The organism is Arenibacter algicola, from assembly GCF_018860365.1.
In the GTDB taxonomy this organism is placed as follows: Bacteria; Bacteroidota; Bacteroidia; order Flavobacteriales; family Flavobacteriaceae; genus Arenibacter; species Arenibacter algicola_B.
Genome location: NZ_JAHKPO010000003.1, coordinates 226008 through 248381, shown reverse-complemented (window position 1 = coordinate 248381; position 22374 = coordinate 226008). Strand labels below are relative to the sequence as shown.

General features: G+C 38.5%; 25 protein-coding genes. All 25 read left to right on the top strand.

The genetic code is table 11. The features are described 5' to 3' along the window. Window positions 1-4: 4 nt before the first annotated feature. The 25 genes from KO529_RS03025 (at window position 5) to KO529_RS02905 (ending at window position 22289) form a co-directional block, all read left to right on the top strand. Window positions 5-1228, top strand: coding sequence for a beta-ketoacyl-[acyl-carrier-protein] synthase family protein (locus KO529_RS03025; RefSeq protein WP_215946442.1), 1224 nt, complete (start codon window positions 5-7; stop codon window positions 1226-1228). Between the two features lie 2 nt (window positions 1229-1230). Further along, entirely contained in the window at window positions 1231-1473 is a 243-nt protein-coding gene (locus KO529_RS03020) for a phosphopantetheine-binding protein (RefSeq protein WP_215946441.1), read from the top strand. A 17-nt stretch (window positions 1474-1490) separates the two neighbouring features. Beyond that, entirely contained in the window at window positions 1491-2372 is an 882-nt protein-coding gene (locus KO529_RS03015; RefSeq protein WP_215946440.1) for an LpxL/LpxP family acyltransferase, read from the top strand. A 165-nt stretch (window positions 2373-2537) separates the two neighbouring features. Further along, window positions 2538-3464 carry a dialkylrecorsinol condensing enzyme DarA gene (locus tag KO529_RS03010; RefSeq protein WP_215946439.1) on the top strand — a complete coding sequence of 309 codons (927 nt, stop codon included), beginning with the start codon at window positions 2538-2540 and terminating at the stop codon, window positions 3462-3464. Next, a complete protein-coding gene (locus KO529_RS03005; protein ID WP_215946438.1) occupies window positions 3464-4594 on the top strand; it encodes a beta-ketoacyl-ACP synthase III in 1131 nt (376 codons plus the stop codon). The genes KO529_RS03010 and KO529_RS03005 overlap by 1 nt, the downstream gene beginning before the upstream one ends. Further along, complete coding sequence (locus tag KO529_RS03000) at window positions 4595-5032, top strand: hypothetical protein (protein WP_215946437.1); 438 nt, start codon at window positions 4595-4597, stop codon at window positions 5030-5032. 44 nt (window positions 5033-5076) lie between these two features. Then, window positions 5077-5493, top strand: a complete 417-nt coding sequence (locus KO529_RS02995; RefSeq protein ID WP_215946436.1) for an ABC transporter permease — start codon at window positions 5077-5079, stop codon at window positions 5491-5493. Between the two features lie 84 nt (window positions 5494-5577). Then, entirely contained in the window at window positions 5578-5979 is a 402-nt protein-coding gene (locus KO529_RS02990; RefSeq protein ID WP_215946435.1) for a hypothetical protein, read from the top strand. 3 nt (window positions 5980-5982) lie between these two features. Beyond that, on the top strand, window positions 5983-6984 hold the full coding sequence (locus tag KO529_RS02985; protein WP_215946434.1) for a BtrH N-terminal domain-containing protein: 1002 nt from the start codon (window positions 5983-5985) through the stop codon (window positions 6982-6984). An 8-nt stretch (window positions 6985-6992) separates the two neighbouring features. Beyond that, window positions 6993-7736 carry an ABC transporter ATP-binding protein gene (locus tag KO529_RS02980; protein ID WP_215946433.1) on the top strand — a complete coding sequence of 248 codons (744 nt, stop codon included), beginning with the start codon at window positions 6993-6995 and terminating at the stop codon, window positions 7734-7736. Beyond that, window positions 7729-8997 carry an ABC transporter permease gene (locus KO529_RS02975; RefSeq protein WP_215946432.1) on the top strand — a complete coding sequence of 423 codons (1269 nt, stop codon included), beginning with the start codon at window positions 7729-7731 and terminating at the stop codon, window positions 8995-8997. The genes KO529_RS02980 and KO529_RS02975 overlap by 8 nt, the downstream gene beginning before the upstream one ends. Then, window positions 8975-9424, top strand: a complete 450-nt coding sequence (locus tag KO529_RS02970; RefSeq protein WP_215946431.1) for an acyl-CoA thioesterase — start codon at window positions 8975-8977, stop codon at window positions 9422-9424. Before KO529_RS02975 ends, KO529_RS02970 begins: the two co-directional genes overlap by 23 nt. Next, window positions 9417-10565 (top strand): beta-ketoacyl-[acyl-carrier-protein] synthase family protein, encoded by a 1149-nt coding sequence (locus KO529_RS02965; RefSeq protein WP_215946430.1) that lies wholly within the window; start codon window positions 9417-9419, stop codon window positions 10563-10565. Before KO529_RS02970 ends, KO529_RS02965 begins: the two co-directional genes overlap by 8 nt. Beyond that, window positions 10562-11185, top strand: a complete 624-nt coding sequence (locus KO529_RS02960; protein ID WP_215946429.1) for a 3-oxoacyl-ACP synthase — start codon at window positions 10562-10564, stop codon at window positions 11183-11185. Before KO529_RS02965 ends, KO529_RS02960 begins: the two co-directional genes overlap by 4 nt. Then, entirely contained in the window at window positions 11182-11439 is a 258-nt protein-coding gene (locus KO529_RS02955; RefSeq protein ID WP_215946428.1) for a phosphopantetheine-binding protein, read from the top strand. Before KO529_RS02960 ends, KO529_RS02955 begins: the two co-directional genes overlap by 4 nt. Before the next feature lie 97 nt (window positions 11440-11536). Beyond that, window positions 11537-12733 carry a beta-ketoacyl-[acyl-carrier-protein] synthase family protein gene (locus KO529_RS02950; protein WP_215946427.1) on the top strand — a complete coding sequence of 399 codons (1197 nt, stop codon included), beginning with the start codon at window positions 11537-11539 and terminating at the stop codon, window positions 12731-12733. An 84-nt stretch (window positions 12734-12817) separates the two neighbouring features. After that, window positions 12818-13882, top strand: coding sequence for a beta-ketoacyl synthase N-terminal-like domain-containing protein (locus KO529_RS02945; RefSeq protein ID WP_111621871.1), 1065 nt, complete (start codon window positions 12818-12820; stop codon window positions 13880-13882). Continuing rightward, entirely contained in the window at window positions 13876-14652 is a 777-nt protein-coding gene (locus tag KO529_RS02940; RefSeq protein WP_215946426.1) for a polysaccharide deacetylase family protein, read from the top strand. The genes KO529_RS02945 and KO529_RS02940 overlap by 7 nt, the downstream gene beginning before the upstream one ends. Beyond that, window positions 14645-15274, top strand: coding sequence for a LolA family protein (locus KO529_RS02935; protein WP_252734290.1), 630 nt, complete (start codon window positions 14645-14647; stop codon window positions 15272-15274). Before KO529_RS02940 ends, KO529_RS02935 begins: the two co-directional genes overlap by 8 nt. Beyond that, entirely contained in the window at window positions 15255-15863 is a 609-nt protein-coding gene (locus tag KO529_RS02930; protein ID WP_215946425.1) for a hypothetical protein, read from the top strand. The genes KO529_RS02935 and KO529_RS02930 overlap by 20 nt, the downstream gene beginning before the upstream one ends. Window positions 15864-15865: 2 nt before the next feature. After that, on the top strand, window positions 15866-16459 hold the full coding sequence (locus tag KO529_RS02925) for a porin family protein (protein WP_215946424.1): 594 nt from the start codon (window positions 15866-15868) through the stop codon (window positions 16457-16459). A gap of 5 nt (window positions 16460-16464) precedes the next feature. Then, a complete protein-coding gene (locus tag KO529_RS02920) occupies window positions 16465-16833 on the top strand; it encodes a 3-hydroxyacyl-ACP dehydratase (RefSeq protein WP_215946423.1) in 369 nt (122 codons plus the stop codon). After that, entirely contained in the window at window positions 16834-17322 is a 489-nt protein-coding gene (locus KO529_RS02915) for a hypothetical protein (protein WP_215946422.1), read from the top strand. Window positions 17323-17371: 49 nt separating this feature from the next. Next, a complete protein-coding gene (locus tag KO529_RS02910; protein ID WP_252734289.1) occupies window positions 17372-18601 on the top strand; it encodes a DUF2062 domain-containing protein in 1230 nt (409 codons plus the stop codon). Beyond that, window positions 18594-22289 carry an MMPL family transporter gene (locus KO529_RS02905; protein WP_215946421.1) on the top strand — a complete coding sequence of 1232 codons (3696 nt, stop codon included), beginning with the start codon at window positions 18594-18596 and terminating at the stop codon, window positions 22287-22289. Before KO529_RS02910 ends, KO529_RS02905 begins: the two co-directional genes overlap by 8 nt. Window positions 22290-22374 lie beyond the last annotated feature (85 nt).

Here is a 22374-nt window from a genome sequence, read left to right as displayed (position 1 = left end):
AAAGATGAAGAGGGTCGTAATTACAGGTATGGGAATATACTCTTGTTTAGGAAAAAACCTGGACGAAGTCAAAGAATCACTTTACAAGGGAACTTCAGGAATTGTTTATGACGAAAAACGGAAGGAATTTGGATATCGCTCCTGCTTAACGGGCATGGTAGAAGAACCCGACCTGAAAGACTTGCTCACTAGAAGGCAACGTTTAAGTATGGGAGAGGAAGGAGCCTACGCATATATAGCCACTTTGGAGGCTTTAAAAAATGCAGGTATATCCCAAGAATATTTAGACAATAATGAGGTTGGCGTACTATACGGCAATGATAGCACAGCCAAATCAGTAATCGAATCCATTGACAAACTAAGGGAAAAGAAAGACACTACCTTGGTTGGTTCCGGGGCTATTTTTAAAGCCATGAACTCGTCCGTAACCATGAACCTCTCCACCATCTTCAAATTAAGGGGAATAAACTTCACCGTAAGTGCTGCTTGTGCAAGCGGGTCGCACGCCATTGGTATTGCCTATCAATTAATTAAAAGTGGACTTCAAGATTGTATCATATGCGGCGGAACCCAAGAAATCAATGAATTGGCCATGGGCAGTTTTGACGGACTAGGTGTATTTTCGGTCAACGATGTAGCACCTGGGACCGCTTCTCGCCCATTTGACAAAAGTAGGGACGGACTGGTACCCAGTGGCGGAGCTGCATCCCTTATAGTTGAAAGCTATGAATCCGCTAAAAAAAGGAATGCTGTTATTTTAGGAGAAATCATAGGCTACGGGTTTTCGTCCAATGGGGATCATATCTCCACTCCAAACGTAGACGGCCCTACATTGGCCATGAAAAAAGCTATAGACCAAGCCCAAATTAAACCCGGCGAAATAGACTATGTAAATGCCCATGCTACCTCTACTCCTGTGGGGGATTCCAATGAAGCCAAGGCCATATTTGCTGTTTTTGGTGATAACGGTCCCTATGTTAGCTCTACAAAATCCATGACCGGCCATGAATGTTGGATGGCTGGTGCCAGTGAGATTGTGTATTCCATGCTGATGATGGAACATTCATTTATTGCACCCAATATAAATCTTGAAAATCCTGACGAGGATGCGGCCAAATTAAATCTGGTAAGAAAAACACTGGATAAAAAAATTGATGTATTTTTGTCGAATTCTTTTGGATTTGGAGGTACAAATTCAGCATTGCTAATAAAAAAAGTGAAAGATTAAAGATGAATAAAGAAGTAATTATTGATAAAATAAACAACTTTCTTATAGATGAATTTGAAGTTGATGCAGATGATATTTCTCCATTGGCCAATTTAAAGAAAACCCTTGAATTGGACAGTTTGGATTTTGTTGATTTAGTAGTGGCTATCGAATCTAACTTTAGTGTTAAATTGGTGGGAGAAGATTTCATTAATGTAATTACTTTACAAGACTTTTATGATCTTATAGAGAGGAAATTAAACTAAAATTTTAGTCGCAAAAAATGTCAAATCAATGGAAAGGAAAGTCCAGAGGTTCTGTTTTAGGATATAAGATTTTTGTTTTTTCCATTAAAAGGCTTGGATTGGGATCGGCCTATTTTATTCTATATTTTGTCGCCTTTTATTTTTGTTTTTTTGCTCCCGCAAGCACCAAGGCCAGCTATTACTACTTCCGTAAAAGACTTAAATACAGCACGCTAAAAAGTATTGTATCCATTTATAAAAGCTACTACGTATTTGGACAGACCATTTTGGACAAAGTAGCTATTTCTTCGGGTCTTAGAAATAGGTTCACCTATCATTTCGACGGAATAGAACATTTAAACGAAACCTTGGCCAATAAAAAGGGGGGGATTTTGATCAGTGCCCATTTGGGCAACTTCGAAATAGCTGAGTTTTTCCTGGACGAACTGGAAGGGAATGCCACTATTAATCTACTTACCACGGATGCCGAACATAAAGCAATAAAGGAATACCTCGATCGATATATTAAGAAATCGGCAACCAAATTTATTATCCTTCAGGAAGATCTTTCCCATATCTTTGAAATGAATGCGGCCCTGGCAAAAAATGAGATAATTTGCATGACCGGAGATAGATATGCAACAACGGCCAAGTTGATGACCGCACCTATTTTAGGTGAAAAAGCACAATTTCCTTCCGGTCCTTTTTTGATGGGATCTAGATTAAACGTACCGGTCCTCTTTGTATATGTAATGAAGGAAACCAATAAACACTATCATCTTTACGCCAGAAAAGCAGATTTTAAGAAAAGGGATGCCGAAGGATTATTAGCCAATTATATTAAAAGCATGGAATGGATAATAGAACAATATCCATTACAGTGGTTTAACTATTTTGATTTTTGGGGCTCAAAAAACTAATTTCGGTTAGGATAACACTAAGTTTTGGTTACATTTTCCAAATCTGGTGCCGATCTCTAAATTAAAATTAAATTTGAACCAATTTAAAAGTCATAGGAAAGACCATTTAATTATTAATAAAATGGTAATCTTGGCGGTATTATAAAGAAGATTAATAGCTTACCCATGAAAGAAGTTCTTATAATTTATTACTCCCAATCCGGGCAGTTGTTGGATATTGTTCAAAATTTGGCAACTTCCATAGACGGGAAGAACGTAAACATTACTTATTATAGGATAGAACCCGAAAATGATTATAAATTTCCTTGGAAACAAGATGATTTTTATGATGCGTTTCCTGAATCCTTTTTACAAATCCCATGTAAGCTAAAGCCGCCAAAGGCCGAAATCCTTGAAAAGAAATATGATCTCATAATTCTAGGGTACCAAGTCTGGTACCTAACTCCCTCTATACCCATCAATTCTTTTCTAAAATCTGATGTTGCCAAGAAAATTCTGGACAAGACACCCGTAGTAACAGTTATTGCCTGTAGAAACATGTGGCTAATGGCACAGGAAAAAATGAAACGCCTACTAGTTTCCTGTAATGCCCGGTTAGTGGGCAATATAGCTTTGGTAGACCGTCACATAAATCACATAAGCGTTATTACCATAGTGCATTGGATGTTAGGAGGAAAAAAAACAAAGTACCTTGGCATTTTTCCAAAACCGGGGGTTTCCGACGAAGATATCAAAGCGTCTGAAAAATTTGGAACACCTATCAGAAAGGCGCTATTAACCAATGAATTCGGCAACTTACAAGATGATTTATTAAAACTCGATGCCGTTAAAGTAAAACCCTTGCTGATACAGACAGACATTAGAGGCAATGTTTTGTTTACTAAATGGGCAAACCTTATTATAAAGAAAGGACCTACAGGTAATCCAAAACGAAAGAAATTGCTGGTTTTGTTCAAATATTATTTGTTATTTGCAATTTGGGCTATAGCTCCAATAGTTTTTATTGTATTTTTGGCGACTTACATACCCCGGTACAATAAAATTAAAAGGGATAAAGCATACTATTCATCCGTTAGATTAAAGAACAATTAATGAAAGACGTTTATATTACCAGGATTGCCAAGTTCTTACCTAATGAACCTATTGACAATGAACAAATGGAAGAAAAATTGGGCATTATCAATGGTAAGAATTCTAAGGCTAGACGTATAGTCCTGCGAAACAATCAAATTAAGACCAGATATTACGCCATAGACGATAATGGAAACATTACCCATAACAATGCCCAACTAACCAAGGAGGCCATTGAGCTATTATGTGATGACACTTTTACCACCAAGGATATTGAACTTCTTTCATGTGGCACCAGTAGTCCGGACCAAATATTGCCATCACACGCCTCTATGGTGCACGGCTTTTTAAAAAACGGAAATTTAGAGGTTAATTCCCCTTCTGGGGCCTGTTGTTCTGGGATGAACGCCCTGAAATACGGTTTCTTGGCCATAAAGGCGGGACAGGTATCCAATGCAGTATGCACGGGGTCGGAAAGAACCTCAACTTGGATGAAATCCGATATTTTTGAAAATGAGGTAGAACACCTGAAAGAGTTGGAAGACAACCCTATATTGGCCTTTAACAAAGAATTTTTGCGCTGGATGCTTTCCGATGGCTCCGGAGCCGTTTTACTGGAAAGCGAACCTAAAGGCATTGCTTTAAAAATTGAATGGATGGAAGGGTATTCCTATGCCTTTGAAATGGAAACATGTATGTATGCCGGTGCCGATAAATTGGAAAATGGCCATTTAAAACCTTGGAGCGAATATCCTGCCGAAGATTGGGCAAAAAAATCACTTTTCGCCATGAAACAAGATGTTAAACTCTTGGGTGAAAATATATTGGGAAAAGGAGTGGATAGTCTAAAAATGGCTATGGCAAAACACAATATTACTACAGCCGATTTTGACTATTATTTACCACATATCTCCTCCTATTATTTTAAGGAAAATTTATATGAGGAATTGAAACGACAGGGCGTGGAAGTACCTTGGGAGAAATGGTTTATGAATTTGAGCAAGGTTGGTAATGTTGGTGCAGCTTCAATTTTTGTTATGCTTGAAGAATTGGTAAGTTCAGGACAATTAAAAAAGGGAGAAAAGATATTGTTGCACGTACCGGAAAGTGCTAGGTTTTCTTATTCCTATGCCTACCTAACGGTCTGTTAAATGAATTTATTGAAACAAACAATAGACGATAAAGGGCTAATTGAAAATCTGATCCCCCAAAAAGCGCCTTTTGTAATGGTGGACAAGTTACTTTACTTTTCCGAAGAAAAGGTGGTTGCTGGTTTTACACCGCCACCAACCAATTTGTTTGTGTACAATAATAAATTTATGGCTGCCGGATTAATTGAACACATGGCACAGTCCGTGGCCCTTCATACCGGGTACCAATATTTCCTAAAGAATGAGCCTGCGCCCACGGGATATATTGGAGCTATTAAATTGGCTGAAATACTTGAGTTGCCAACCGTAGATCAGGAATTAATAACAACAGTTACCATTCTACATGAGATCTTAGGTGTTACCTTAGTAAAGATTCAAGTAACCTGCAATGACAAAATTATGGCAAACAGTGAAATGAAAACCGTATTGGCAAACTAAACTAATTGAATACAGCGCGTTCACATATAAATATACACAAATTTTTGCCCCATAGAGCGCCAATGCTCTTGGTCACGAAAATAATAGATCTTAACAAAGAAACGGTAACCACTGAATTCAAAGTAACCGAAGATTGTATCTTTGTAAAGGACAATAGGTTTAGTGAATCGGGCATTATAGAAAATGCAGCCCAATCCTGTTCTGCAATTGTTGGCCAAGATTTCTTTGCAGCGGATGATCTTGAAGGTGAAGGAAATAGTGTTATTGGTTTTATTAGCGGTATTAAAAAGGCTAACATTTTTTTGTTACCCAAGACAGGAGACACCTTAACCACCAAGGCCAATCTCGTATCCAATTACAATTCGGGAAATTTTAGTATATGCACTATGGAATGCAAAATATATACAGAGAAAGAATTAGTGGCAGATTGTATCCTGAATTTTCTGATACAGGAAGTTTAGCTACATCTGCGGATCGAATATGAAATTGTATTAATAACTTTATAAGCCAGCAACCTTGGCCTATAATGTATAATGACCTTAGGCATGAAAAAGAATGAAGTACCACAGGACAAAAGCAATCTTGAATCTGCCAATTTTAAAGAACTGTGTTATGCCGTTGATGAAAACGGGGAATACACCACAGAATTAAGTACAGGATGGAACCCTAAGACCATTGCCCTGAACAATGCCATAGAGGCTTTAAATGAGCGTATTTCAGCTTCAAAACAAAGGGTTAAGGATCTTAAGGTGAGCCCCTTGGAATACTATATGGAACTCCATAAAATGGATCTCCCCATCTTAGCGAGTTACGTGGGGATTTGGAAGTGGAGGGTTAAAAGACATTTTCGACCTGCCGTATTTAAAAATCTAAATAACAAAACATTACAAAAATATGCAGATGTCTTCGATATTACGATCGAAGAGCTACAGCGTACCGATCTCTAAACAATGGAAATAGATTTTAAACACAAGCAAGCTGCACACTGCGAGAACGGTGTAGTAGCCAACTTAATGACGTATAACGGGTTTACCGTAAGTGAGCCTATGGTTTTTGGAATAGGCTCTGGGCTCTTGTTTACCTATATTCCCTTTTTAAAGGTCAATCATGCACCTGTAGTATCCTATAGGGCAATGCCAGGAATTATCTTTACCCGATTTGCCACACGGGTCGGAATTAAAATAAAACGTGAAAAATTTCGAAATGCCCAAACCGCCAAGGCCAGGTTGGATGAAAACCTACAAAGAAATAATCCGGTAGGACTTCAGGTAGGCGTATACAATCTACCTTACTTTCCTGATGAATATCGCTTCCATTTCAACGCCCACAACATGGTGGTCTATGGTAAAAAAGATGGTATTTATCTAATAAGTGACCCCGTAATGGAAACGGTTACCTCGCTTACCGAAAAGGAACTGGAAAAAGTAAGATTTGCCAAAGGCGCCTTTGCCCCCAAAGGACATATTTATTATCCTACCGCTTTCCCGGAACAGCTACAGCTCGAAAAAGCCATTATTAAGGGCATAAAGCACACCTGTAGGGATATGTTGGCGCCCGTCCCGGTTGTTGGGGTAAAGGGAATACGGAAAATTGCCAAACTTATTCGCAAATGGCCAAAGGCCAAAGGCATTAAAATTGCCAATCATTATTTGGGGCAAATTGTGCGTATGCAAGAAGAAATAGGTACCGGAGGTGGTGGTTTCCGATATATTTATGCCGCATTTTTACAAGAAGCGGGAAAATTATTGACCAACAATCAACTCTTGGAGCTTTCCAAAGAAATGACCTTGATAGGTGACCAGTGGCGCGATTTTGCAGTGGAGGCATCACGCATATACAAAAACAGGAGCAATGCCGTAGCCGTTGACCAATACGATCATGTAGCCACCCTTCTTGAAGATATCGCCAACAAAGAGGAAGTTTTTTTTAAAAAACTGAAAAAGGCAATATAAAGTAGCCCATGATCCAAATATCCCATCTCTCCAAAAAATATAAAAATAACGCGGATTATTCGGTGGTGGACCTCGATCTAAAAATAGACGAAGGGGAAATTTTTGGGCTTTTAGGACCCAACGGAGCTGGAAAAACAACACTGATCTCCATGTTAAGTTCTTTGATAAAACCCACCTCTGGCAGTTTTTCCATCAACGGACTAACCTTTCAGAAGAATGCTAACCAACTTAAACAACTAATTGGTATAGTACCCCAAGAATATGCCCTTTACCCTACCCTAACCGCATATGAAAATTTGTATTACCTGGGCAGCATGTACGGTCTAAAAGGGAAGCTTTTAAAGGAAAAGATCAATTTTCATTTGGAAGTTTTAGGGTTGGAAAAATTTTCCAACAAAAAATTGGATACTTTTTCTGGCGGAATGAAAAGACGTGTCAACTTAATTGCCAGTATCCTGCACAACCCAAAAGTTCTGTTCTTGGACGAACCCACAGTTGGTGTGGACGTACAATCCAAAAATGTAATTATTGAAAATTTAAAAAAATTGAACGCCCAGGGAACCACCATTATCTATACGTCCCATCATTTGAACGAAGCAGAACAATTTTGTACAAAAGTGGCTATTATTGACCACGGAAGGATCATCATTGAAGGAGCTCCTAAAAATCTTATTTCCCAATACCCGGAATCACACAATCTGGAAGACGTCTTCTTAACCTTGACCGGAAAAGCCCTAAGAGATCATGCATAAACTTTGGGCTTCAACATATAAGGAATTACTACTCCTATCCAGAGATATAGGTGGATTGGCCATCTTATTTGTAATGCCTTTGGTATTGGTGGTCACCATTACCCTAATTCAGGATAGCACTTTTAGGTCTATCAATGACAACAAAATACCTATCCTTTGGGTGGATTATGACAAGGGTGAGGTTTCCAAAAATATTTACGATGGGCTGGCCGAGTCCAAATCCTTTAATATTATTGGGAAAGAATCGGACAGCGAAGCCAAGGAACTGGTTTTCAAAGGCAAGTATCAACTGGCCATTGTAATTCCGGCCAACCTTAGTTCGGAACTGGAAAAAAAAGTGAATCTTAATGTGGAAGGTCTGCTTTCCAAATTTGGTTTGGAAGAAGAAACGCCTCAATCCGAAAAAGCGGATTTAGAAAAAAAAGAGGTCATACTTTATTTCGACCCCGCTACACAGATGGCCTTTAAAAACTCCATTAAGAATGGGATAGACAAGATGATCTTTAAAATAGAGACCCAAACTATTTACAAGGCATTCCAATCCCAAATAACGGATGATGAAACCGAAGCAATATTTGACACCGAAAGTTTTATCACCTTTAAGGAAGTTACTCCTAGTATTGGCAAAAATGAAATAATCCCCAATTCGGTACAGCACAATGTACCCGCCTGGACCTTGTTCGCTATATTTTTTATCATTGTTCCCTTGTCCATCAATATGGTCAAGGAAAAAAGCCAGGGCACCTTTGTTCGTCTAAGGACAAATCCCGTTTCCTATCTAACGGTTTTAGGAGGAAAAACTGTGATTTACCTTGCTGTATGTCTCATACAGTTTGGACTAATGTTGGGAATAGGGGTTTATCTATTCCCTATCTTAGGCCTTCCCAGCCTTGACGTCTCGGGAAAAATACCACTATTGTTCCTTGTAGCTTTATTTGCGGGACTTGCGGCCATTGGCCTTGGACTGCTATTGGGAACCGTGGCAAAGACCCAGGAACAATCTGCCCCCTTCGGCGCTACTTTTGTGGTTATATTGGCAGCATTGGGAGGTGTTTGGGTGCCCGTATTTATAATGCCTAAGTTTATGCAGACACTTTCAAATTTATCGCCCATGAATTGGGGCTTAAATGCCTTTTATGATGTTTTTTTAAGAGATGTGGGGCTAATGGATCTTGTACCTGAACTAACCCTATTATTTTTATTTTTTGTAATAACTACCGCCATTTCCATTGTGTATAATGAAAGAAAAAATGCCGTCTAAGAACAAATCAGAGATTAGCTTTACCAGTGAAATTAGGGTTCGCTTTGCTGAAACAGACCCTTTGGGCATTGTGTGGCACGGAAATTATATCCAATATTTTGAGGATGGCAGGGAAGCCTTTGGCAGGCACCATGGGATTGCCTATCTAGATCACAAAGCAGCCGGCTACACCACCCCGATTGTTAAATCGTCCTGTGAACACAAACTTCCGTTACGCTATGGCGATGTTGCCACTATTAAAACAATTTTTGTAGATTCACCAGCAGCTAAAATGGTTTTTAAATACGAAATTTATGATCCACAAAACAAATTGGTATGCACCGGGGAAACCATACAGGTTTTTGTGGAAGACGAAGGCGGTTTATCCCTGACCATGCCAACATTTTTTTTGGATTGGAAACTAAAAGTTGGATTATTGAATGAATAAGACCTATCTCTCATATAACAATATTGTGTCTTCCATAGGCTTTGATAGTCCTACGGTGGTGAAAAATATTCATGAGGGCTTATCGGGGATAACATTAATTGAAGATGAAAACCTATTTCCCAACCCATTTTATGCTTCTGTTATCGATTCCGATTACCTAGAGAAGGCCTTCGAAAAATTACACCCGAATGGCGACTATACCCGCTTGGAGAAAATGATGATCCTATCCCTGGATAAAATCATTAAAGCATCCGGAGTAGAATTAACGGATAGGGTAGGCTTAATTCTGTCCACAACCAAAGGAAATATAGATACCTTGGATCCCAGGAGCCCTATGCCAACAGAAAGGGCCTATTTGGGAACTTTAGGGCATATTGTCAAAAACTATTTTGGGTTTACCACAGAACCTATTGTGCTTTCCAACGCCTGTGTTTCAGGAATATTGGCTATTTCAATAGCTAAAAGATTTATTTGCCAGGGCACCTTCGATCAGGTATTTATAGTTGGAGGCGATATTGTTTCCAATTTTATTCTTTCTGGCTTCAATTCCTTCCAAGCCATGAGTTCCCAGCCCTGCAAACCCTATTGCAAGCAGAGATCAGGTATTAATATAGGGGAGGTGGCCGCCAGTGTATTGGTAAACAAGGACCAGAACAATTTAGTCCCCGAGGCCGTGGAAGTATTGGGCGAAGCTTCCTGTAATGATGCCAATCATATTTCCGGCCCATCAAGAACAGGGGAAGGCCTTTATCGCAGTATACTTTCGGCTTTTAAAGAAGCCAATGTAGGCCCTCAGGATATAGACTATATTTCCGCCCATGGCACTGCAACCAATTTCAATGACGAAATGGAATCAATAGCCCTGAACAGATTAGGCCTGGGCACGGTGCCATTAAACAGCCTCAAAGGCTATTTTGGACATACCCTTGGGGCATCGGGCCTTTTGGAAACTATTGTTGGTATGCATTCCCTTTACCACAATACCTTATATACCTCCAAAGGGTTCACCGAATTGGGCGTATCACAACCCCTCAATATAATTACTGCACCTACGGTCAAGAATTTAAATTACTTCTTAAAGACTGCCTCTGGCTTTGGAGGCTGCAATACAGCTGCCGTATTTAAAAAGGTTCAATCATGAAGGCCCAAGATCTTAAAATAAAGGAATATTGTAGAATATCCAACAACAGGGTACTGTTGAATGCTCAGTTGCTCTTTGAAGACCTAGGGGGCGATTTCACCACTTTTATAAAAATGGCCTATAAAAAGATGGACACCAATTATCCCAAGTTTTTTAAAATGGATGACCTAAGCAAACTTGGGTTTCTGGCCTCCGATATTTTACTAAAGCCAATAACCCAAGATTCAGAAAAACCCAAAAACATTGCCTTGGTGTTTTCAAATAGTGCTTCGAGCCTGAAAACTGACAGAAAGCACCAAGAGTCTATAGTGGACAAAGAAAACTACTTTCCGAGTCCCGCTGTTTTCGTCTATACCTTGCCCAATATTTGCCTTGGAGAGATAAGTATTAAGCATAGGCTATATTCTGAAAATAGTTTTTTTATCTTTAACCACTTTAATGCAGGTTATCTGCACGACTACGCAAGCAGTTTAATTAAGACTGAAAAAGCGGACGAAGTGTTGTGCGGGTGGATAAACTGTGACGTAGAGGACTATGAAGCATTTTTATACCTAGTTTCTACGGAAGGAAGCATTGCACACAATAAAGAAGAAATAATAAAATTGTACACAACCAAATGAGCGATTTAAAACAAGAACTTAAGGAAAAAATTATTACTCAATTAAACTTGGAGGATATTGCAATTGATGAAATTGCAGATAACGATTCCTTGTTTGGTGATGGTCTTGGACTGGACTCCATAGACGCATTGGAACTCATAGTAATGTTGGACAAGGATTATGGAATTAAACTTACCGACCCAAAAGAGGGAAAAAAAATATTTGAATCCATTGAAGTAATGGCAAATTATATTGCTCAGCATCGCACAAAATAATTCGGTTACATTCAACAGTACAAAACCAAGGTGTTTATTCACTGAATGAACACCTTGGTTATATCCAAGGAAATCTATACCTTAAAATAAAAAATTCATGTCCACAGGAGTAGCTATAACGGGAATGGGTATAATTTCGGCTATTGGAAACAATGTGGCCGAGAATTACAGTTCACTTTTGGAGGGTAGAACAGGAATTTCCCATATTTCCAAAATAGATACCGTGCACAAAGGCAGTATTATGGTAGGTGAAATTGAATTCACCAACGCGGAATTGGAAGCAAAATTGGGTTTAAGCACTAACAACAATTACTCCAGAACGGCCTTATTGGGAGCCATTGCAGCTAAGGAAGCCATTGCTGATGCCAAAATAACCAACATAAAAGCCTACAGGACGGGCCTTATTTCATCCACCAGTGTTGGCGGCATGGATATGACCGAAAAATTTTATTACGATTACTTGGAAAGTGAGGACAATAGAAGGTACATTGAAGGCCACCATGCCGGAGACTCTACGGAAAAAATAGCGGAACAATTGGGCATTGACCAAAGTTTGGTCACGACCATCAGTACTGCCTGTTCCTCTGCTGCGAATGCAATAATGTTCGGGGCCAGATTAATTAAAACAGGAAAATTGGATAGGGTAATTGTGGGTGGTGCCGACTGTTTGTCCAAATTCACTATTAATGGTTTTAAAACCTTAATGATATTGTCCGACTCCTACAATACACCTTTTGACGAAAATAGAAAAGGACTCAATTTAGGGGAAGCTGCTGCTTATTTAGTGTTGGAATCTGAATTCCTAGTAAAAAAGGAAAAGAAAAAAGTGTTGGGATATGTGGTTGGATATGGTAATGCCAACGATGCATATCACCAAACGGCCTCTTCCGAAAATGGGGATGGTGCCACTTTGGCCATGGAGAAGGCTCTTGCCGTTGCAGGATTGGAGCCAAAGGACATAGATTACATCAATGCCCATGGGACCGCCACCGGCAACAACGATCTATCCGAGGGACGGGCCCTTATCCGTGTTTTTGGTGAAGATGTACCAGAATTTAGTTCCACGAAAGCCTATACCGGGCATACCTTGGCCGCAGCAGGCGCAATTGAAGCGGTGTATGCAATACTATCACTTCAAAACAACATTATCTACCCCAATTTAAATTTTAAAACTCCAATGAAAGAGTTTTCCCTTATCCCGCAAACCACCTTAAAAGAAAAAGCATTAAACACCGTTCTGTCCAACTCCCTAGGGTTTGGAGGAAATTGCTCCACACTTATTTTTTCAAAATAGGCTTAAGAAGGAATTGTTATATTTACATTTGGACCATTTGATCCTTTTAGATATTATATTAGAAATCGGCATTCCCAACAACTAATGGAAAAAGTTTATATTAACAGTATCGGTTCCATATCTGCCCAAAAAACATTTGACAACAATGATTTTTTGGAGGAAATAACTACCTATGAAGACAACATCATACCGGTAATAGAGCCCAACTATAAGGATTTTATTCCGCCGGCAGCAGCTAGAAGAATGGCAAAGGGTATAAAAATGGGGGTAGTTGCCTCTAAAATAGCCTTGGAGGAAGCAAATCTAACAGATATAGATGCCATTATTACCGGAACGGGAATGGGATGCGTTCGGGATTCCGAAAAATTTGTAACCGCCATTTTGGACAACAATGAGCAGTTCCTTACCCCTACTTCGTTTATACAGTCTACCCATAATACAGTTGCAGGCCAGATAGCATTGGGCATTGGGTGCAAGGGATATAATTTCACCTACGTACATAGCAGTGTTTCCTTTGAATCGGCCCTCATCGATGCCTTAATGCAATTAGAACTTAAGGAAGCGGAAAACATACTTGTAGGTGGAGTTGATGAATCCGGGGAACACACCAACGCCATACATAAACTAATACAACATATAAAACCGGAAAAAATAAATTCCAACGAGTTGCTGAATTCCAAAACCGCTGGCGCCGTATTTGGGGAAGGTGCCAATTTCTTTGTGTTGTCCAACAAAAAACAAGATTCCAGTTATGCCCAGGTATTGGGAGTAAAGACCTTTAATACCCTTGCTATATCAGATCTATTGGCCAATCTTGAGGCATATTTAAAGGAAAATAATCTATCCGCAACCGACATTGATGTGCTGATCAGTGGAAATAATGGAGACATTGACTACGACAATTATTATACTGAGCTTACCAATGGACCTTTTAAAAACACCCAGCAAGTGGTTTACAAACATCTAAGTGGTGAATTTAACACAGCTTCGGCATTTGGATTTTGGCTGGGAGCCAAAATTCTTAAGACCCAGCAGATACCAAGTGCCGTTGCCATAAACACAATTAAAACCAAGGGCTTTGAAATTGTTTTACTGTACAATCAATACAGAGGTAAAAACCATAGTTTCACCCTTCTTCGCCGATGTTGAAGTATCCTATAATAAATAGCCTTTTTAGCATTGCTTTGGCCGCCCTTCTTGTATTGGATGTTTTTTGGGAAATCAAGTGGTGGGCCTATATACTATTGGGTGCTGTTTGGGTTACCTTTACTATTATTGGCTCCTTCCACATCCGCTGGAATTATCATCTCCCTGCCCTGCATTTCAACAATAAAATTCCCGATAATCTGGTTGCCATTACCTTTGATGATGGTCCCCACCCCAACTTTACGCCCAAAGTTTTGGAACTACTTCAAAAATATAATGCCAGAGCATCTTTTTTTTGTGTGGGACAACAAGTAAACTTATTTGGTGGAATTGCACAGAAAATAGTAGATAACGGACATACTATTGGGAACCATACCTACACACATTCCAACAAATTTGGATTCTTTGGGACACAAAAAGTAATATTGGAACTCCAAAAAACAAATGCTACCATAAAAGAAGTAACAGGTCTTAACCCCAAATTATATAGACCGGCCTTTGGGGTAACAAATCCCAGTATAAGAAGAGCAGTTAAAAAATTGGAACTAAAAACGGTGGGCTGGAACATTCGATCTTTGGACACTACCAAAAGATCAAAAAAAGTAATCCTGAAACGCATCACCAATAAAATAAAGAAAGGCGACATTATACTACTACATGACAGTAGTGAAAAAACAGTTGAAGTATTGGAACAGTTATTGCTATTTTTACAGCAGCACAAAATGCAATCTGTAACTGTAGACCAATTGTTAGATATTGAAGCCTATGCGTAACCTATTATTTTTAATTGTCCTAATTGCCCATACAACCCTATTGTTCGCCCAAGAAAGCAATATGAACAATACCGAAATTGCAGAGCTCAAGGCCATGATAAACGAGACGTCCAAGGCCACGAACACTATACAAAGCAATTTTACACAGTATAAGCATCTGGACTTTTTATCCAATGATATTACTACACAGGGCAGAATGGCTTTTAAGGCTCCCAACATGGTAAAATGGGAGTATACAGAACCCTTTAAATACAGTATCATTTTTAAGGACGACAAATTAACAATAAACGATTCCGGAACCAAAAGCAATATGGATCTGGGAAATAGTGCCCTGTTTAAAAAGCTAAATCAATTAATTGTCAATAGTGTAAAGGGCAACTTGTTCCAAGATTCGGATTTCACTATGAGCTACTTTAAAAGCCCAAATTATTACAAGGTCATCTTTATCCCTAAAGACGAAAAAATAAAAAGTTATATCGCCTCTTTTATTTTGTTTTTCGATAAGAATAAGGCCGATGTTATGGAGGTTAAAATGGTGGAACCCACCAATGATTTCACTAGAATTGTCTTTAACGACCGACTGATCAACAAACCATTGGACAATGAGGTATTTACTAATTAGCTTGACCCTCTTGCTGTTTGCCTGTGCTTCCTTTCCAAAAAAAAATAATCTAGAAAGAATAAACGGCAATAGGCCAACTGTAATCAATCCTTACTTTTCCGACCTTTCCAAGGATTATATCTACAAGGCCAAAATTAATTTCGCCGAGAAATCCTTTGGCGGAATATTTGCTATAAAAAAGCTGGGACAAGAACACTATAGGGTTGTATTCACAACCGAAATGGGAAATAAACTATTTGATTTTTCGTTCATCAAAAACGAATTCAAAATTAATTTTATTCTTAGTGAAATGAATAAAAAGATTCTTATTAACCTGCTTAAGAAGGATTTATTTGTTCTGACCAGTGAAAATCCCAACATTTTGAACCATTACCAGAAAATGGGAGATAGCATGTTCTTTGAGACCAAGATAAAGAATAACACTTACTTTTACATCACGGCAGATGAACGGCTACATAAAATACTGGAAACAAAAGGAAACAAAGAGAAATCGGACTATATTTTTACAGAAATAGAAAACGATCATGCAAGGGAAATTAAAATACGGCACAAAAACATTAAGCTAACTATTGATTTAAAAGCCATTTAAAAATGAAAAAATTACTATTTACCAGCCTTTTCCTCACCATTTCCTACACCTTGATTGCACAAAGCAAGTCGCAACTAGGGGTAAGATTGGGATTGAACAACGCCAAGATCCTGAATTCCAAACTGGATAACAAATCCGGATTATACACAGGGTTGTTTTTGGCGGTCAAATTTACGGATAGTTACACTATGCAACCAGAAATAATATATTCCAACCAGGGAGGTAATGCCAGCTATAGAAATGGGGAAGACATAAATATTAATTATGTATCCATTGCCCTGGCAAATAAATTTTTTGTCAGTAAAAATCAGGGGTTCCACTTTATATTGGGCCCTAGTATAGACATTAATTTTGATGACAATTTTATAAACCTTATCAATGACAACGGTGAAAATCTAGAAATAACGCCTATTGATCTGGCCGTGTTCGGAGGGATTGGATATGAGTTTGATTTTGGATTGGCATTGGAATTGAGGTATAAACAAGGATTGATAGATCTGGATTTCAATGACTCCGGAGAATATGGAGTCAATTCTGAGGAGAATCAATTGAACAGGGTATTCCAAATTGGACTCGCCTACAAATTTAATATGTGAGCAAAATGTTAATAGAAGGACTATATACTACAGAAACTTTTAATAAAAACGAGGAAGGCATATCGGCCCAAATCAAGTTGAACCCCAAGCATGAAATTTTTAAAGGCCATTTCCCAGGAAAGCCTATTATGCCAGGGGTATGTATGATTCAAATCATAAAGGAATTAACGGAAAAAAGTCTTGGGCATGATTTATTTCTATCTGTCGCCACCAATGTAAAATTCATGGCCATTATAAATCCTGAAACGGATCCGACACTTTTAATAGACATCAACCTTTCTGAAATAGACGGTCTGATCAAGGTAAAAAGTACAACCACCTTTGGGGAAACAGTTGCCCTAAAACTAAGTGCAACCTTTAAAAGCGCGGCCTAAATGAAACTTATCTGTTTTCTTCTATTCGTGATTTCCATTTCTCCTTTCACACCCGATCTAGACCAGGTTCGAAAAGATTTTAGCCTGGCCACAAACGACCGTGAATCGGCCCTGGCCTTAAGGGATAAACTGGAAACTGTTTCCAAGGAAGATAACACTGTATTGGTAGCTTACAAGGGTGCAGTTTCTGCATTGACGGCAAAATACACAAAAGATAATGCGGAAAGGAAAGACCTTTTTAAAAGTGGGGTTTTACTACTGGAATTTGCGGTATCCCAAAAACCGGAAAACATAGAAATTAGGTGCCTAAGATTGAGTATACAGGAAAATTCCCCAAAGTTTTTGAAATACAGATCCAACATCGCAGAGGACAAAACTTTCATTTTAAACCACTACGAAAAGACCAATTCTAAAGCGGTCAAGGATTTTGTGAAATCGTATATATTACAATCCACAGGATTTAATACTGAAGAAAAGCAACGGTTTTAACTTCAGTAATTGCTATTTTTGCGAACCATATCTTGTATTTTTCTACAAGATGGAACAACCAAATTACGTTAAAACCGTGTCACAACATACTACATCCACAACTAAAGCTATGGATCAGCTTAAATGCTGTGTGATAATACCTACCTACAACAATCATAAAACCCTAAAAAAAGTCCTTGAAGGGGTGCTGCTATACACCCAAAATGTTATAGTAGTAAATGATGGTTCAACCGATACCACTTCGGATATATTGGATAAATTTTCCAATATCCGTACTATTTCCCTTCCACATAACATAGGCAAAGGATATGCTCTGAGAAAAGGTTTTGAATTGGCTCTGGAACTAGGTTTCCACTTTGCCATCACTATTGATTCCGACGGTCAACACTTTCCGGATGATATACCTGTACTTATTGGCAACCTAAGCCAGGAAACGTCCAAAGACGTACTGTATATAGGAGCAAGAAATATGGGACAAAAAGGCGTTCCTAAAAAAAGTAGTTTTGGCAACAAATTTTCCAATTTCTGGTTTTGGGTCGAAACTGGTATTAGACTACAGGACACCCAATCCGGATATAGACTATATCCCATACTGGCTTTAAAGGATATCAAATTCTTTACAAAAAAATTCGAGTTTGAAATCGAAGCAATCGTGAAGGCTGCATGGAACGGAATAGAAGTGAAGAATATTCCCATAAAAGTAACCTATGATGTTACCGAAAGGGTATCCCATTTTAGACCCTTTACCGATTTTTCAAGAATTAGCCTGTTAAACACCTACTTGGTAATTCTGACCCTTCTCTATATTTTTCCACGTGATTTAATTCGAAAAATAAAAAAAAAAGGAATTAAAAGATTTTTCCATGAAGACTTTCTAGGCAGTAATGATTCCCATGAAAAAAAGGCGCTTTCCATAGCATTGGGAGTGCTTATTGGTCTATCGCCTTTATGGGGCTTTCAGACCTTGATAGTTATTTTCTTGGCGGTTTTATTTAAACTAAACAAGACCATTGCCTTCGCTTTTTCCAACGTAAGCTTCGCTCCTTTTATACCCTTTGTGCTATTTATCAGCCTTAAAATTGGCCACTGGGTCCTGGGTACCGAGTTCAATTTTACGTTTGAGGAGGCAGGCGCCAATTTTGAAGTAATAAAACATCTAAAATCCTATATAATCGGTAGCATAACCCTTTCCCTTATTGGATCTTTTACCGCAGGAATATGCGGTTATATTATTTTGAATATTTTTGATAGGAAAAAAATTGCACTTAAAAATGGGTAGTTTTTTATATAGGGTTTATCAATATGTGGCCAAGAAAAGACTGCTTAGCGGCATTGGTCTGTTGGTCCTTTTTTTAATCCTTATATATTTTGCTTTCAAAATTGAATTCGAGGAAGACATAACCAAGCTTATCCCCAGCAATAGCAAGACAGAAGAAGTTCAAAAAGTATTAAAATCGGTAAATTTTTCAGATAAGATCATCGTCAATATTGTGCGACAACCAGGGGCGCCTATTGAAGAACTAACAAGGTATGCAAATGATTTCCTGGATAGTATAGCCAAAAAATCTTCTTCACATATAAAAAAAATCCAGGGCAAATTAGATGACGGAGATCTGGGAAACACCATGGGGTTTGTCTATGACAATGCTCCTCTGCTTTTGGACAGGGAGGATTACAATACCATTTCAAAAAAACTTGACAAGGACAGCATTGCCAAAATCACACAAAAAAACTACAGAACATTAATTTCCCCTTCCGGAATCGTTGCCAAGGAAATGATTCTGAAAGACCCCCTCGGCATTTCTTTTATCGCCTTAAAAAAATTAAGTCGCTTGGGCATAGGGGATCAGTTTACCCTAAAGGATGGTTTTCTTCTGAGCAAGGATCTTCAAAATATATTATTATTTATTACTCCTGCCCACCCTTCCAGCGAAACCGTGGAAAACACCAAATTTGTGACGGAACTTTATGAAACCCAGGATCAATTGGACCAGTTGTTTCAAGACAGGGTTAAAAGTGAATATTATGGGGCCACCCTAATAGCTGTTGCCAACGCACAACAGATCAAAAAGGATATTCGCCTTACGGTCACTATTGCCCTATCTATTTTAATGGGAATCCTTATCCTATTTTACAGAAAATTAACCATTCCCATTATACTATTCGCCCCTACCCTTTTTGGTGCAACACTATCCGTTGCCGTACTCTATTTGACCAGGGGGAAGATTTCTGCCATTTCCCTGGGGATAGGTTCCGTACTGCTAGGGGTTACCTTGGATTATTCCTTACACATACTAACCCAAATAAGAAATAACCCCTCTGTAAAGACACTCTACTCAGATGTGGCCCAGCCCGTTATTATGAGTAGTATTACCACTGCCCTAGCCTTTTTGTGCCTTCTTTTCCTAGACTCGCAAGCCCTACATGACCTTGGTATATTTGCTGCTGTCAGCGTAATTGGCTCCTGTATTTTCGCACTCCTTATCATACCCCATGTCTATAGGAATACTGACAATCTTAAAGTAAAGTACACCCTCTTGGATAAAATAGCCTCCTACAACCTTCATAAAAACAAATGGAGCATATCTATCCTTGTAGGTCTCTTGATTGCCAGTATATTTTTTCATGATAAGGTGATTTTCAATAAGGATATTGCCAAACTCAACTATGAGCCTGCAGCCTTGGTACAAGCTAGGGAAAGACTGGATGCCCTTACCAATATGTCTTCCAAATCCATTTATTTGGCCTCCTATGGGGAAGATGGCGAAAAGGTCCTTCAAAACAACAATACCATATCCCATGAATTGGACAGCCTAAAGAATAATGGAGAAATACTAAGTTTTAGCTCTATAGGCAACCTAGTCCTGTCCCAAAAAAATCAGCAAGAAAAAATTGAGCTTTGGAAGGAATTTTGGAACAAGGAAATCATTGAAAATACTAAGAAAAATCTTGTGGAAAGTGGCACTGAATTAGGATTTAAGCCCAGCTCTTTCGATCAATTCTATTCCTTTCTCAACAAAGATTTTAAACTGTTGAATATTGAAGATTACAGTAGTGTAGCTGCCTTGCCAATTGATGACTACCTGGTTACCGACAATAATTTTACCACTGTTACCTCACTGATTAAATTAAAGGAGGGAAATGAGGAAAAAATAAAGCAAATTTTTAGAGCTTACCCCAAAACATTGGTAATAGACAGGCAGGAAATGAACGAGATGTTTTTGGGCAACCTCAAAAATGATTTCAATAAACTAATTGGATACTCCCTTGGTATAGTAGTACTGATCCTGTTCTTTTTCTTTAGGAGCTTTTCCCTGGTTTTGGTCACTAGTATCCCCATATTGCTGACCTGGTGGCTGACCATTGGTATTATGGGGATGTTCCATATAGAATTCAACATCTTTAACATCATTATTTCAACCTTTATATTTGGCTTGGGAATAGATTACAGCATATTCATAACAACCGGGCTGCTCAAGGAGTATGGTAAAGGGGAAAAAGTACTCAGAACACACAGAACCTCTATTCTTCTTTCGGCCATTACTACAGTTTTGGGAATTGGCGTGCTAATTTTTGCCAAACACCCTGCCTTACATTCCATTAGCCTCGTATCCCTCATAGGTATCCTATCTGCGGTTTTTGTAGCTTTCACCATACAACCACTGTTATTTTTACTCTTTATTGGGAGTAAGGAAAAACGTCCTATTAGTCTTCGTTTACTTATTCATTCCGTCCTTTCCTTTGGTTATTATGGTTCCGGCGGACTACTCTTGTCCATATGGAGTGTTACCTTTATGAAAATACTGCCCTTTAAGAAAAAAGTCAAAATGAAATGGTTCCATAGGACCATTTCTAAATTCATGAAATCGGTACTATATACCAATCCCTTTGTAAGTAAAAAAATTATCAATACATCAGGGGAGGATTTTAATAAACCTGCCATAATCATAGCAAACCACACCTCCTTTTTAGATATTTTGGCCGTAGGTATGTTGTATCCGAAGATTATTTATTTGGTAAACGACTGGGTGTATAAATCACCCATTTTTGGAAAGGCCGTGCAACTGGCCGGATTTTATCCGGTGTCCGAAGGGATAGATAATGGCCTTGAACATTTAAGAAACAAGGTTGCCCAGGGATACTCATTAATGGCTTTCCCTGAAGGCACAAGGTCTCGGACCAACAAAATAAGACGATTCCATAAAGGAGCCTTTTATTTGGCGGAGAAGTTTAACATGGATATTGTTCCTGTTTTGATACACGGAAATTCGGAAGTGCTTCCCAAAGGAAGTTTTGTTATAAAAAATGGCAGTATAACCGTAAAGATCTTGGATAGAATTTCACCCGAGCAACTAGACTACGGCAAAACTTACAGGGAGCGCAATAAAAAAATCGCAGCCCATTTCAGGTCCGAATTCCAGACACTAAGGAATGATGTGGAAAGGGATACCTATTTCATGAGAACAATTCTTGAGGATTATCGATACAAAGGGGATAATATCTACCGTGCAGTAAAAAAAGATTTAAAAATAAACTCAAAAATTTACGCCCTCCTCTCAAAACGTATTGGAATCTCCGATTCTATAATTCATCTTTCAAAAGATTACGGGCAACTGGATTTTCTATTATCTTTAAATGCCGTAGATCGCAAAATTTACGCCTATTTGGAGGATGAGGAGATAAGGCCTATTGTAGAGAACAGTTTTATTTCCCAACAAATAGCCAAGTTAAACCTGGCAGAATCCATTGATGAGGCTGTGGCACAGCCAGCTGATATAATGATCATTGATTTGGAAATACAGGACCTGGATAGCCTGGCACCAACAATAAAAAATAATATCAGGCTACTGATATTGGTAAAGGACGGAGCAAAATTGTTGGAAAGAATTATATTGTCCACAGGCTTTAAAAATGTCTTTGAAAATGATAATCTTATTATCTTAGAAAAAAACAAGGACCTGGAATAAGCTGTATATGGAGGATTCTAAAAAATCCCCGTATTGAATCAGGGAGTTATATTAATTATTATATGGGTGTAACACCCAACAAAAC

What these genes read in the sequence shown, in the direction of transcription:
- KO529_RS03025 (WP_215946442.1), top strand. Translation starts at nt 5, where the DNA reads ATGAAGAGGGTCGTAATTACAGGTATGGGAATATACTCTTGTTTAGGA.
- KO529_RS03020 (WP_215946441.1), top strand. Translation starts at nt 1,231, where the DNA reads ATGAATAAAGAAGTAATTATTGATAAAATAAACAACTTTCTTATAGAT.
- KO529_RS03015 (WP_215946440.1), top strand. Translation starts at nt 1,491, where the DNA reads ATGTCAAATCAATGGAAAGGAAAGTCCAGAGGTTCTGTTTTAGGATAT.
- KO529_RS03010 (WP_215946439.1), top strand. Translation starts at nt 2,538, where the DNA reads ATGAAAGAAGTTCTTATAATTTATTACTCCCAATCCGGGCAGTTGTTG.
- KO529_RS03005 (WP_215946438.1), top strand. Translation starts at nt 3,464, where the DNA reads ATGAAAGACGTTTATATTACCAGGATTGCCAAGTTCTTACCTAATGAA.
- KO529_RS03000 (WP_215946437.1), top strand. Translation starts at nt 4,595, where the DNA reads ATGAATTTATTGAAACAAACAATAGACGATAAAGGGCTAATTGAAAAT.
- KO529_RS02990 (WP_215946435.1), top strand. Translation starts at nt 5,578, where the DNA reads ATGAAAAAGAATGAAGTACCACAGGACAAAAGCAATCTTGAATCTGCC.
- KO529_RS02985 (WP_215946434.1), top strand. Translation starts at nt 5,983, where the DNA reads ATGGAAATAGATTTTAAACACAAGCAAGCTGCACACTGCGAGAACGGT.
- KO529_RS02980 (WP_215946433.1), top strand. Translation starts at nt 6,993, where the DNA reads ATGATCCAAATATCCCATCTCTCCAAAAAATATAAAAATAACGCGGAT.
- KO529_RS02975 (WP_215946432.1), top strand. Translation starts at nt 7,729, where the DNA reads ATGCATAAACTTTGGGCTTCAACATATAAGGAATTACTACTCCTATCC.
- KO529_RS02970 (WP_215946431.1), top strand. Translation starts at nt 8,975, where the DNA reads ATGAAAGAAAAAATGCCGTCTAAGAACAAATCAGAGATTAGCTTTACC.
- KO529_RS02965 (WP_215946430.1), top strand. Translation starts at nt 9,417, where the DNA reads ATGAATAAGACCTATCTCTCATATAACAATATTGTGTCTTCCATAGGC.
- KO529_RS02960 (WP_215946429.1), top strand. Translation starts at nt 10,562, where the DNA reads ATGAAGGCCCAAGATCTTAAAATAAAGGAATATTGTAGAATATCCAAC.
- KO529_RS02955 (WP_215946428.1), top strand. Translation starts at nt 11,182, where the DNA reads ATGAGCGATTTAAAACAAGAACTTAAGGAAAAAATTATTACTCAATTA.
- KO529_RS02950 (WP_215946427.1), top strand. Translation starts at nt 11,537, where the DNA reads ATGTCCACAGGAGTAGCTATAACGGGAATGGGTATAATTTCGGCTATT.
- KO529_RS02945 (WP_111621871.1), top strand. Translation starts at nt 12,818, where the DNA reads ATGGAAAAAGTTTATATTAACAGTATCGGTTCCATATCTGCCCAAAAA.
- KO529_RS02940 (WP_215946426.1), top strand. Translation starts at nt 13,876, where the DNA reads ATGTTGAAGTATCCTATAATAAATAGCCTTTTTAGCATTGCTTTGGCC.
- KO529_RS02935 (WP_252734290.1), top strand. Translation starts at nt 14,645, where the DNA reads ATGCGTAACCTATTATTTTTAATTGTCCTAATTGCCCATACAACCCTA.
- KO529_RS02930 (WP_215946425.1), top strand. Translation starts at nt 15,255, where the DNA reads ATGAGGTATTTACTAATTAGCTTGACCCTCTTGCTGTTTGCCTGTGCT.
- KO529_RS02925 (WP_215946424.1), top strand. Translation starts at nt 15,866, where the DNA reads ATGAAAAAATTACTATTTACCAGCCTTTTCCTCACCATTTCCTACACC.
- KO529_RS02920 (WP_215946423.1), top strand. Translation starts at nt 16,465, where the DNA reads ATGTTAATAGAAGGACTATATACTACAGAAACTTTTAATAAAAACGAG.
- KO529_RS02915 (WP_215946422.1), top strand. Translation starts at nt 16,834, where the DNA reads ATGAAACTTATCTGTTTTCTTCTATTCGTGATTTCCATTTCTCCTTTC.
- KO529_RS02910 (WP_252734289.1), top strand. Translation starts at nt 17,372, where the DNA reads ATGGAACAACCAAATTACGTTAAAACCGTGTCACAACATACTACATCC.
- KO529_RS02905 (WP_215946421.1), top strand. Translation starts at nt 18,594, where the DNA reads ATGGGTAGTTTTTTATATAGGGTTTATCAATATGTGGCCAAGAAAAGA.